Consider the following 11,100-nt stretch of genomic DNA (forward strand, 5'->3'; position numbering starts at 1 on the left):
ATCGCATGTGCCAAGCGGGTCTGCAACGACCCACAAAGGAGAGCGGTCATGTCGGGGATCATCACGGTCGGGCTCGATCTGGCGAAGAATGTGGTCCAACTGCATGGAGGCCGCTGCGCGGGGCGGGCCGTTCTGCGCAAGAAGTTGCGGCAAAGGGAAGGTGCTGGAGGTTTTCCGCCAACTGCCGTCAGGCGTCGTGGCTGCGCTGCCCCCTGAAAAACTGGACCGTCTGAAGCTGGAGTCTTCGGCGGCCCGTCCCTGGTCTGGGGGCGGATACAGTGTCCATCGAACGCTGGCCTGGCGGACACCGCTTCGTTGCCGGGCGCTTTCCTGGAATCAATTGCTTCAGCTGGTCAGTTTTCACCTGTCTGTCACAGCCAAGTCGCGGGACTGCAATATGGGGGCGATAACAGGCATGGCGAAAGGAAGCGACAAAGCCGCTTCCTCGAACGTGGAAGAGAGATATGCTTGTCAACCGCCGCCACACCTTGGGCCTGTTCGGCGCCGCCGCCGGCTCATTGATCCTGCCGCGCCAGCTCATGGCGCAGGCGCCGCGCCGATCCATCACCATCGCGGTGCAGAAGATCACCAACAACAACACGCTGGACATCTGGAACGAGCAGTCGAACGTGGGCGAGCGGGTGTTCTTCCCGAACCTGTGGGAAGGGCTGATCCTGCGCGACTGGATGGGCAACCAGGGCCCGGTCCCCGGCCTTGCGACCGAATGGAAGCGCCTCGACGACAAGACCATCGAGCTGAAGCTGCGGCAGGGCGTCAAGTTCCACAACGGCGACGAGCTGACCGCCGAGGACGTGGTCTTCTCGTTCTCGGACGAGCGGCTCTTCGCCGGGACCGAGCCTGCGGGCGGCAAGACGCTCTATGCGGAAAACTTCAAGCCGCAGAACGCCAAGGAACTGCCGGCCAACATCCCCGGCATCGCCCGCCGGCTGTGGCCCGCGCTGCGCGGCGTCGAGGCCGTGGACAAGCATACCGTCCGCTTCCACAACGCGACGCCCGACATCACGCTGGAAGGGCGGCTTTACGCCTTCGGCTCGCAGATCGCCAGCAAGCGCGCGTGGGACGAGGCTGCCACTTATGCCGAATGGGCCAACAGGCCCGTCACGTCCGGCCCTTACATGGTCGAGGAGTTCCGCCCCGACACCTCGCTGACGCTGGTGGCCTTCGACGAGTACTGGGGCGGTCGCCCGCCGCTGGAGCGCATCCGCTTCGTCGAGGTCCCCGAGGTGGCCAGCCGCGTGAACGGGCTCTTGTCGGGTGAATACGACTTCGCCTGCGACCTGCCGCCCGACCAGCTCGCGACCGTGGCCGCCGCGCCGGGGCTCGAGGTCCAGTCCTCGACCATCTGGAACCATCGCGTCACCGTCTTCAACAAGCAGAACGAATTCCTGGCCGATCCGCTGGTCAGCCGCGCGCTCACCCATTCGATTGACCGCCAAGCCATCGTCGAGGCGCTATGGGGCGGGCAGACCGTGGTTCCGGCGGGCTTGCAGTTCGAAAGCTTCAAGACCTCGAACATGTTCGTCGAAGGCTGGGCCGCGCCGGAATACAACCCGGACCTCGCCCGCGACCTGCTGAAGCAGGCGGGCTACAAGGGCGACCCGATCCCCTATCGCCTGCTCAACAACTACTACACCAACCAGACGCCCACCGCGCAGGTGCTGGTCGAGATGTGGAGGCAGGTCGGCCTGAACGTCGAGATCGAGATGAAGGAAAACTGGGCGCAGGTCCACGACCCCGAAGGAACGCGCGGCGTCTTCGACTGGTCGGCATCGAACAACATCAACGATCCGATCACGCCGCTGGTCGTCCAGTTCGGCCCGAACGGCGAGGCCCAGCAGAAGCGCAACTACTGGAACGACGAGGTGAACCGGCTTTCCGTCGTCATGGAAACCTCGATGGATCCGGCCGCGCGGCTGAAGGCCCACGCCCGGATGCTGGAAATCTGCGAACGCGAGGACCCGGCCTATACCGTCCTGCACCAGAACGCGGTCTTCACCGGCATGAAGTCCGAGCTGAACTGGAAGGCCGCGCCAGCCTTCGCGATGGATTTTCGCGCAAACAACTGGAACGTCTAATCCTTTTCCGCGGGGCGCGGGGCCATGGGGCCGCGCCCCGCGCTTCCCTTGAAAGACAGGAGGGCGGCTTATGTCGTTTGTCTCCATCCGCGACCTGAAGGTCGCGTTCGATGGCGTCCGGGTGCTGCACGGCATTGACCTGGATATCGGCAGGGGCGAGGCGGTGGGCCTTGTCGGCGAAAGCGGCTGCGGCAAGTCGGTCACCTGGCTCGCCGCACTCGGGCTGCTGCCCGGCAAGGCGCGGGTCACGGGTTCCGTGCGGATCGAGGGCCGAGAACTGATCGACGCCCGTCCCGGCGAACTGGAATCCGTGCGCGGCGCGCGGATCGCAATGATTTTTCAGGACCCGTCCTCGTCCCTGAACCCGGTGCACCGCGTGGGCCGGCAGATCACGGAAAGCCTGCGGCTGCACCGGGGCCTGCGGGGGTCCGCGGCACGGGCCGAGGCGATCCGGCTGCTCGACATGGTCGGCATTCCTTCGGCGGCGACCCGCATTGACCTTTACCCTCACGAATTTTCCGGCGGCCAGTGTCAGCGCGTGATGATCGCGATGGCTCTGGCGGGCCGGCCCGACCTGCTGATTGCGGACGAACCGACTACGGCGCTGGATGCCACCATTCAGGCGCAGATCCTCGACCTTCTCTCCTCGATCCGGCGCGATACGGGAATGGCGATGGTCTTCATCAGCCATGACCTGGGCGCGGTATCGGCGGTCTGCGATCGCGCGTCGGTGATGTATGCCGGCCGGATCGTGGAAACGGACAACGTCGCGCGCCTGTTCGGAGCACCGAAGCACCCTTACACACGCGGCCTCTTCGACGCGATTCCGGACCTGAATGCCGGCCGCGCCCGGCTTGTTCCCGTTGAGGGGACCGTGCCGGACCCGAGGAACCTGCCGCAGGGCTGCGCCTTCGCGCCACGCTGCGCGCGGGCAACCCGGTTCTGCACCGCCTATGCGCCGGACCTGAAACTGCAGGCAATGGGTGGAAAGGTCGCCTGCTTTCATCCCGACCAGAGTTCAGAGCCCATGCGCGAAACGCAGGTGGTCGTCGCATGAGTCCCCTTCTGGAAGCCCGCGGCCTCGTCCAGCAATACACCAGCGGCAAGTCGCTATTCGGCAAGCCCGACATTGTTCGCGCGGTGGACGGCATCGATCTGACCGTGACCAGGGGCGAAGTCCTGGGCATCGTTGGTGAATCCGGCTCCGGCAAGTCCACCCTGGGCCGGATGCTTCTGGGCCTCGAAACCCCGTTTTCGGGCGAAGTGCTTTATCACGGCCAGCCCATGCCCGCCCCTCGGACCGAACAGTGGCGGCGCCTTCGCGCGCAGATGCAGCTGATCTTCCAGGACCCGCTGGCCGCGCTTGACCGCCGCATGACCATCGCCGCCCAGATCGCCGAACCTCTGGAAATCCACGGGCTTGCAAAAGGCGCCGAAGTGACCGACCGGGTCGCCGCGCTGATGGCCCGCGTGGGTCTGCGCCGTGACCAAGCCGACCGCTATCCGCATGAACTGTCGGGCGGACAGCGTCAGCGCGTCGTGATCGCCCGCGCCCTGGCGACGAACCCCGGCTTTCTTGTCTGTGACGAGCCGGTGTCGGCGCTGGATGTCTCGATCCAGGCGCAGGTGGTGAACCTGCTGCGCGACCTGCAGGAACAGGACGGGCTGACGATGGTCTTCATCAGCCACGACCTGAAGGTTGTCCGCAACATCTGCGACCGGGTGGCGGTCATGTACCTGGGCCGCGTGGTCGAGGAAGCGCCCTCGGACAGCATCTTCGCAGAGCCGCGCCATCCCTATACGCAGGCGCTCGTCTCCTCGATCCCGCTGGCGGGGCAGGGGCTGGAAGGCCGGATCATCCTGAGGGGCGAGCCGCCGAACCCTGCCGCCCGGCCGTCGGGTTGCGCTTTCCACCCCCGCTGCCGCTTTGCCGACGCGTCCTGCACGGTGCAGGTTCCCCCGCTTGAAAACCACGGCGGCCGGCTTGCCGCCTGCCTGAAGCTGCCCCGCGCCCCGCGGCTGGCGGCCTGAGAGTTCCCATGCTTCGCTTCACACTCGCCAAGATCGCCCGCGCGGGCCTGACCATCCTGCTGGTGATGACCTTTGCCTTCATCGTGCTGCGGATGTCGGGCGATCCCGCTCAGGTTCTGCTGGGTCCCGACGCGCCGCAGGATGCGGTCGATGCCTTCCGCGAACGCTGGGGCCTGAACGATCCGCTGTGGCAGCAATACCTGGCCTATCTGCAGCAGATCCTGAACTTCGACTTCGGCATCTCGATGCGCGACCAGTCGCCCGCCATCGACCTGGTGCTGGAGCGCGTCCCGGCCACGCTGGCGATCACCGTGCCGGCGCTGATCCTGAAAGTCTGCATCGGCATCCCGGCGGGCGTCTATGCGGCGCTGCACCGGGACTCCATCGCCGACCGGGGCGTCATCATGATGTCGATCTTCGGCTTCACGATCCCCTCCTTTGTGCTGGCGCTGGTGCTGGTGCTGGTTTTCGCGGTCACGCTGGACTGGCTGCCCTCGGGCGGGCAGGACACCTGGCGGCACGCGATCCTGCCCATCGCCACGCTGTCCATCGGCGGCATCGGCATTCTCGCGCGCTTCTCGCGATCCGCGATGATCGAGGTGCTGGGCCAGCCCTATATCCGCACCGCCATGGCCAAGGGACTGCCCTGGCGCGAGGTCGTCTGGAAGCACGCCCTGCCCAACGCCGCGATCCCGATCATCACCCTGGTCGGCTTCATGGTCGGCGCGCTGATCGCGGGCGCGGTCGTGGTGGAAAGCATCTTCTCGTGGCCCGGGGTCGGACGGCTGATCGTGGTGTCGGTCTCGAACCGCGACCTTGCGGTGGTGCAGTGCCTGCTGCTGGTCATCGCGGCCTCGATGGTGCTCGCCAATCTTTGCGTCGACTTCGCCTATGGCCTGCTCGACCCACGCCTGCGCCAGAAGCGCACCCAGTAAGGAGCGAGACCGATGGCCGATACCGCAGTTCCCGCGCCCGCGCCCAGTCTTCTGACCCGCACGCGCCTGAGGATGCCCTGGCTGGTCGTTCTGGCCGTCGCCTGGATCGTCCTGATGGTGCTGACGGCCATTTTCGCCGACTGGCTGCGGCCCCATGACATCACCAGGATGAACCTGTCGGTGCGCCTGGCGCCGCTGGGCACGCCCGGGCACTGGCTCGGGACCGACGAACTGGGCCGGGACGTCCTGTCGCGCCTGATCCAGTCGATCCGCGTCTCGCTGGTGATCGCCTTCGGCTCGACGATCCTGTCTGCCGCCTTCGGCACGACGCTGGGCTTTCTTGCCGCGCAGTTCCGGGGCTGGGTCGAGCATCTGGTCATGGCGCTGGCCGACTTCCAGGCGGCGCTGCCCTTCATGATCATGTCGCTGGCGGTGCTGGCCTTCTTCGGCTCGTCCATGGTGCTGCTGGTCTGCCTGATGGGCTTCTATGGCTGGGAACGATACGCCCGCATCGCCCGCGGCCTCGCCATCTCGGCCTCGGCGCAGGGCTATGCGGCGGCGGTGGTGCAGCTTGGGGCGAAACCCTCGCGCGTCTACCTGCGCCACATCCTGCCCAACGTCGCCTCGACCCTGATCGTGTCCACGACGCTGACCTTCCCCGAGATCATCCTGATGGAATCCGGACTCAGCTTTCTTGGGCTCGGCGTGCAGCCGCCGGAAAGTTCCCTGGGCAACATGGTGGGCTTCGGGCGGGAATATCTGACGCGGGCGCCCTGGATCATGCTCGCCCCTTCGGCAGTGATCGTGATGACGACGCTGTCGATCTCGCTGCTTGGCGACTGGCTGCGCGACCGGCTCGACCCGACCATCCGTTAACCTCTTTCAAGGAAAGCACCTTCATGTCCAAGATCATGGCCCATCGCGGCGCCCGCAACCTCTGGGCCGAGAACTCGTGCCTCGGCTTCCGCGAAACCGCCCGCCACGGCTTTGACGGGATCGAGTTCGACCTGCACCTGACCCACGCGGGCGAGATCGTGGTGATCCACGATCCCACGCTGGAACGGACCACCAACGGCACGGGCCGCGTCCGTGACCTGACGCCGGAAAGCCGGAATGCGCTTCGCCTGCGCGGCCCTGACGGGGCGCTGATCGACGAGGGCGTCCCGAGCCTGGAGGAGGTGCTGGAGATCCTTGCGCCGCACAAGGAAACGGGCCTGTATGTCGAACTGAAGTCCGACGAGAACGGCACCCCTTATCCGGGGCTGGCTGAGAAAACTGTCGAGACGTTGCGCCGCTTCGGTTTGGCCGGGCGTTCCGTCCTGCACAGCTTCGACATCGACGTGGTGCGGCATATCCGCACGGTGGCCCCTGACCTGCGCCGGATGATCTCGGTCAACCGTGACTGGGCGGACCGGCAGGGCGGAATGACGGCCTTCCTGCGAGAGGTCGATGATCTAGTGGACATCGTGGGCATCCATCACGAGCTGTTCGAGGCCGAGTTCGACCTGATCGCGCGCCTGCGCCCGCTGAAGGCCTGTTCTGTCTGGACGATCAACGAGCCCGCCCTGATCCGCCGCTGGATCGCGCGGGGGCCGGGCTTTCTCGTGTCCGACAACCCCGTGCTGCTGCGCGACCTGGTGCGGGAAGGCGTCCCGGCATGAGGGAATACAAGGCGATCCTTTTTGACTGCGACGGCGTGCTGATCGACAGCGAGCCCATGGGCTGCCAGGCGCTGGCCCGGGCTGTCACCGCCGCCGGCCTTCCCATGACCCGAGAGGACGCCACGCGCGTCTTCTCGGGCAACGCCGCGCAGGCCAGCATCGCCTGGCTGCGCGAGGCAGGCCTGGATGCCACTGCCGTTTTCGGCGAATCCGACCGCATCCTGTTCGAGATGTTCGACCGCGACATCCCCCATGTGGAAGGGATCGAGGCGGTGCTGTCGGGCTTCGGTCTGCCGATGGCGATCTGCTCGAACTCGTCGGTCGCGCGGCTCGCCCAGTCGGTCGCCCGCACCCCGCTGGCGCCCCGCTTCGGTCCCCATATCTATTCGGCCGAGCACGTCCCTGCGCCCAAGCCCGCGCCCGATCTTGCCCTGTTTGCCTGCGAACGCCTGGGCGTCGCGCCTGAACAGGCGATCTTCATCGACGACAATCCGCATGGCGTCCTTTGCGCCACCGCCGCGGGTTGCCTTGCGGTGGGCTTCATCGGCCCGTCCGAGCACCGCAAGGGCCATGCGCAAACCCTGCGCGATGCCGGCGCCGAGCATGTCGTCCACGGCATGGCCGAGTTCCGGGACCTGCTGTCCCGTCTTCTCCTTCCCCTCGCCGCCTGAACCGAGAGATGGAATGGCCGACCTTCCCCTGATGGGCGCCCTCCTTCGGACCTCGGCCGCACCAGGAGACTTCACCTCGAAGCCGCGGCCGATCCTGGAACGGCGCGACAAGGCGGGGCTCCGAGCGTGCCGGCGCATCTTGTCGGGCCGCAGGCCGCCTGAGCGCGTTCGCCGTTGCACTGCCGTGACGGTCAGCGCCAGCTATACGACGCCATCGGAAAGCAGCCCTGCAGCCTTCCTGCGAAACGTTTCGAGAATGATTTTCTCGAATGCGCAGGCCGCGTCGGTGACTGTCTTGTCGTCGCCCGACAAGCCCATCAGTTGCACGCCGGCCGGCCTCGAAAGCCCTGGCAATGGCAGGCTGATTGAAACCAGGTCGAGGTAGTTCGCGATCCTAATGAAGCGTAACAAAGGGATCGCAAGTTCATCAACCTCGTCAATGCGACGCGCCGTGATCGGAGTCGTCGGCGCAAGGAGTATGCCTCTTTCGCGCATTGCCGAACGGATCGCACGAATATCCGATGCCCGTTGTAACAACAGTTCGTGATACTCATCCGGCGTCACGCGCGCGCCTTCGAGCACCCGCCGGCGGACATGCGGATCAATCGGCTTCGTCGGATCCATCGCAAGGTGGCCCAGCCGGCGATGGATTTCGTACGCGACAATGCGGCCGTTCCGAGATTGATAGTCGGCCGGCGAGCGTGGAAGTTCGAGCGGAACGACCATGACACCCTGTCGGCGTAGTCCCTGCAGAAGCTCTGCATAGGCGGCAGAGATTTCCGCGTCGATCGGATCCAGCTGGTCAAGAGGAACGAAGCCCACCACGGGTGGCAGGACCGGATCGGCGTCGGAAGGGGGCATTGAGGCCATGACATCCGACACAAGGGCCGCATCGGCTGCTGTCGAGGTCAGGGGACCAAGCGTGTCGAAGGTTGCGCTCAGTTGGGCGATCCCACCCAGGGAAATGCGCCCGCACGACGGCTTCATTCCGACCACTCCGCACAAGGACGCGGGGATTCGAACAGACCCTCCCGTGTCGGACCCGATCGCGAACGGGACGAGGCCTGCCGCCACGGCAACAGCAGATCCGCTGGACGAGCCACCTGGCACACGGTGATGATCATCATCGCATGGGTTTCGCGGGGTTCCCATGCTGCTGTTTGTTCCCCAGCTGCCGATCGCGAACTCGACCAGATGCGTGGTGCCGATCAGGATGGCACCTGCCGCCTCCAGCCGCTGGATGGCGGTTGCAGTGTGTTCGGCCACTCCGCGATTGTAGCACCGCGACCCGAAGCCGGGTTCATGTCCGGCGATATCGGCAAGATCCTTCACGGCAAAGGGGATGCCGTGCAGCGGGCCGATGCGTTCCCCCCTGCGCGCCCTTGAATCCGCGTCAACTGCGGCGGCAAGAGCTTGATCTGCGAAGATCCTGTTGAAGGCGTGCAACCTTTGGTTTTGTGCGGAAATTGCCGCAAGGCAGGATTGCACGAGTTGCTGCGAGCGCATTTGACCGCTCGCAAGATGTCGAGCCAGATCTGACAAGGTGTGTGTCATCGGCTGGACCTCCTCGCCTTGGTGACGATCCAATAGTCCCAAAGCAGAAAGGCAGATCAATGGCAGACCGCCAGCCGATATGACGCCAGTCGATGCTGCAAAAGGACAATCCGGCGCAATCCGCCCGCCATCCTTTATCGCATGTCGGTGAAGCCGATCTCATGGCGCTTGGGCTGGTCAGGGGGAAAGAGGCTCGGCCTGCATCGGTCGGTCCAGTTCACCTGCGGGATCGCGCAGATAGGCGGAGACAACATCCGGAACCTGGTCTGATCCCGAAGCAAGCAATCCGCATCGACGCAAGGATTCCCTGGTCCGGGCGTTTCGTCCGATATACTCCAACACGATCCGGGTGGCAGATGGCCGGCGGGTATCCGCGCCAGAGACCCCTATGGTCAATCCGGTCAGGTGGGATACGCGATTGCGATAGACCGGGAAAAGTATCGTGTGGGTAAGCTCGGATCCGGTCAAGGTTTCTTGATCTATCAGGTGCAGCCGGTCTCTGACCTCCACAACCATTCCGGTGTACTTGTAAACATCGGGCGGGCCGCCGTTCGCATCGATCAGGCGCTCGATGCGCCGGTAGACCACGAAATCATGCCAGGACGCGATCTGCACAAGCGAGCGAAGGATATGCCCTGGTCGCGACAGCGAAGCGTAATAGGCGAAGTAATTGCCGATATATCGCCCCAAGTAACCCTTTTGCCGCTGCGCCTTCAGGAACAGCGCGTCCACAGCTTCGGGAATCGGCGGGGAATCCCCGGTCCGCCGTGGCCGCAACTGGACGATCTGGCGAAACTGATCGCTGGGCATCAGGATTTCGAACTCGTCCACGCCGACAAAATCGCAGATGCGCCGCAATGTCGCGCGGGACGGAAAGGATTTTCCGGACACATACTTGTTAAACTGTTGCCGGTTAATCTGAATCTTTCGGCAGACTTCCGACACCGAGGGATAATAGCTGCAGGCCAGCCTGAGGTTGGATGTGAAGTTGGCCGAGCTGTACTCAGACGAGTCTTGTACTGATATATGCTCCAGCAGCGTCAACTGGCATACATCTACTCATATGTTAAGCGTTGTTGGCAAGGGTTCACCCAAGGTAAAGTTGCTTATCCCGACAAAGGGCCGTCCCCATCTCCAGTCACCGGCAGGCGGGGACGGACAAGGCAACCGGACCAGCAAGGCCGGGAAGAAGAAACACATTTCATCCCGAACACGAAGCCTGTCATGAAACAGCTGTTTTGCTCGTTGGCGCTTGGCGCAATGGGTCTTGCGCTATCAACCACCGCCATTGTCGCGCAAACCCGCGGCGGCACCCTGGTGCAGATCACGCAGCCCGAGCCGCCGAACCTGGCGCCCTTCATCTCTACCTCGACCCCGATTGCCCAAGTGACATCCAAGGTTTTCGATGGCCTGCTGGAATATGATTTCGATCTGAAACCGCAGCCCAGCCTGCCGAAAGCTGGGAAGTCTCCGAAGCAGGTTCCAGCGTTCGCGCGGCTGAACCACCGTTCCCGCTCGTGGGCGAGCACGCACCAGCCCTGTCGCCCCCAGATGCTGAAGACTTTCGCGCAATGTCGTGCGGCTGACGCCGAACCGTTCCAGCAGCGTTTCTTCCGGCGCTCGACCAGTTCGTTGAGAACGCTGGTCAACGCCTTTCGGCTGGATGACGGCGCAGCAAGTTTGGCAGCGTGAGGCTGGGGCATGATGTCCGTGGAGTCCGATTGCACCAGTATATCACAGACAGCCCGACAGGGTGGCAAGCCTCTGCGATGAATATCATTTTTTACTTACGTTTCATACTATCTATGACAACTTTCGAATGGCCGTGACTGCGGTTCTGTCCGGCGCGGGCGCATCAGGTCCGGAGACGCTGAATTGCCGATCATGACGATCCAGTCGGGTAGGCACCACCGCCCGCATCTCGACCAGAGGCGGCTGCATTCAGCGGCTGGACCATGACGAAGTGGCGCTGATGCGCCCTGCAACCGACGAAGCGTTGCCCATCGATAGCGCGTGCTATCCGCTGGTTCCCTTTGGCAACCGTGTGCGGGACAACCACTTTTCCTTCAAGGGCAGTGAACCGCCCCGGGTTTGCCGGAGGCTGGTTACCTTTAGTTACGCGGCGATGTCTTCAGTTTCCAGCGCCGCGTGG

Annotated in this window: 11 protein-coding genes and 1 pseudogene; 9 read left to right on the forward strand and 3 right to left on the reverse strand. The window is 64.3% G+C overall.

Going from position 1 to position 11,100, the window contains the following annotated elements:
* Positions 1-48 precede the first annotated feature (48 nt).
* From OU682_RS13095 to OU682_RS13130, 8 genes and pseudogenes are all read left to right on the forward strand, one after another.
* Positions 49-202, forward strand: a pseudogene (locus OU682_RS13095) (IS110 family transposase); the annotation flags it as partial.
* Between the two features lie 262 nt (positions 203-464).
* Positions 465-2,096: an ABC transporter substrate-binding protein gene (locus OU682_RS13100; RefSeq protein WP_268942591.1), complete on the forward strand. Its 1,632-nt coding sequence runs from the start codon at positions 465-467 to the stop codon at positions 2,094-2,096.
* A 70-nt stretch (positions 2,097-2,166) separates the two neighbouring features.
* The gene (locus OU682_RS13105; protein ID WP_268942592.1) at positions 2,167-3,153 is read left to right on the forward strand and encodes an ABC transporter ATP-binding protein; all 987 of its coding nucleotides are present in this window, start codon (positions 2,167-2,169) and stop codon (positions 3,151-3,153) included.
* The gene (locus tag OU682_RS13110) at positions 3,150-4,127 is read left to right on the forward strand and encodes an ABC transporter ATP-binding protein (RefSeq protein ID WP_268942593.1); all 978 of its coding nucleotides are present in this window, start codon (positions 3,150-3,152) and stop codon (positions 4,125-4,127) included. The genes OU682_RS13105 and OU682_RS13110 overlap by 4 nt, the downstream gene beginning before the upstream one ends.
* Positions 4,128-4,135: 8 nt before the next feature.
* Positions 4,136-5,062: an ABC transporter permease gene (locus OU682_RS13115; RefSeq protein ID WP_268942594.1), complete on the forward strand. Its 927-nt coding sequence runs from the start codon at positions 4,136-4,138 to the stop codon at positions 5,060-5,062.
* Between the two features lie 12 nt (positions 5,063-5,074).
* Positions 5,075-5,938 (forward strand): ABC transporter permease, encoded by an 864-nt coding sequence (locus OU682_RS13120; RefSeq protein WP_268942595.1) that lies wholly within the window; start codon positions 5,075-5,077, stop codon positions 5,936-5,938.
* A 23-nt stretch (positions 5,939-5,961) separates the two neighbouring features.
* Entirely contained in the window at positions 5,962-6,723 is a 762-nt protein-coding gene (locus OU682_RS13125; protein WP_268942596.1) for a glycerophosphodiester phosphodiesterase family protein, read from the forward strand.
* On the forward strand, positions 6,720-7,394 hold the full coding sequence (locus tag OU682_RS13130; RefSeq protein WP_268942598.1) for an HAD family hydrolase: 675 nt from the start codon (positions 6,720-6,722) through the stop codon (positions 7,392-7,394). The genes OU682_RS13125 and OU682_RS13130 overlap by 4 nt, the downstream gene beginning before the upstream one ends.
* Before the next feature lie 201 nt (positions 7,395-7,595).
* Here the strand turns inward: OU682_RS13130 and OU682_RS13135 are convergent, their stop codons facing one another.
* From OU682_RS13135 to OU682_RS24245, 3 genes are all read right to left on the reverse strand, one after another.
* A complete protein-coding gene (locus OU682_RS13135) occupies positions 7,596-8,948 on the reverse strand; it encodes an amidase (protein WP_268942600.1) in 1,353 nt (450 codons plus the stop codon).
* 177 nt (positions 8,949-9,125) lie between these two features.
* Positions 9,126-9,992 (reverse strand): helix-turn-helix domain-containing protein, encoded by an 867-nt coding sequence (locus OU682_RS13140; protein WP_268942601.1) that lies wholly within the window; start codon positions 9,990-9,992, stop codon positions 9,126-9,128.
* Between the two features lie 231 nt (positions 9,993-10,223).
* Positions 10,224-10,520 carry a hypothetical protein gene (locus OU682_RS24245; protein ID WP_371832243.1) on the reverse strand — a complete coding sequence of 99 codons (297 nt, stop codon included), beginning with the start codon at positions 10,518-10,520 and terminating at the stop codon, positions 10,224-10,226.
* Positions 10,521-10,911: 391 nt separating this feature from the next.
* Between OU682_RS24245 and OU682_RS13150 the strand changes: the two genes are divergently transcribed.
* Positions 10,912-11,100: hypothetical protein (locus OU682_RS13150; RefSeq protein WP_268942602.1), on the forward strand; the 189-nt coding region annotated here is incomplete at its 3' end.

This window comes from Paracoccus benzoatiresistens, from assembly GCF_026913015.1.
Classification (GTDB): domain Bacteria; phylum Pseudomonadota; class Alphaproteobacteria; order Rhodobacterales; family Rhodobacteraceae; genus Paracoccus; species Paracoccus benzoatiresistens.

Excerpts from the sequence above, each read along its gene's own strand:
- OU682_RS13115 (WP_268942594.1), top strand. The coding sequence starts at position 4,136 with ATGCTTCGCTTCACACTCGCCAAGATCGCCCGCGCGGGCCTGACCATC.
- OU682_RS13100 (WP_268942591.1), top strand. The coding sequence starts at position 465 with ATGCTTGTCAACCGCCGCCACACCTTGGGCCTGTTCGGCGCCGCCGCC.
- OU682_RS13130 (WP_268942598.1), top strand. The coding sequence starts at position 6,720 with ATGAGGGAATACAAGGCGATCCTTTTTGACTGCGACGGCGTGCTGATC.
- OU682_RS13125 (WP_268942596.1), top strand. The coding sequence starts at position 5,962 with ATGTCCAAGATCATGGCCCATCGCGGCGCCCGCAACCTCTGGGCCGAG.
- OU682_RS13105 (WP_268942592.1), top strand. The coding sequence starts at position 2,167 with ATGTCGTTTGTCTCCATCCGCGACCTGAAGGTCGCGTTCGATGGCGTC.
- OU682_RS13110 (WP_268942593.1), top strand. The coding sequence starts at position 3,150 with ATGAGTCCCCTTCTGGAAGCCCGCGGCCTCGTCCAGCAATACACCAGC.
- OU682_RS13135 (WP_268942600.1), bottom strand. The coding sequence starts at position 8,948 with ATGACACACACCTTGTCAGATCTGGCTCGACATCTTGCGAGCGGTCAA.
- OU682_RS13120 (WP_268942595.1), top strand. The coding sequence starts at position 5,075 with ATGGCCGATACCGCAGTTCCCGCGCCCGCGCCCAGTCTTCTGACCCGC.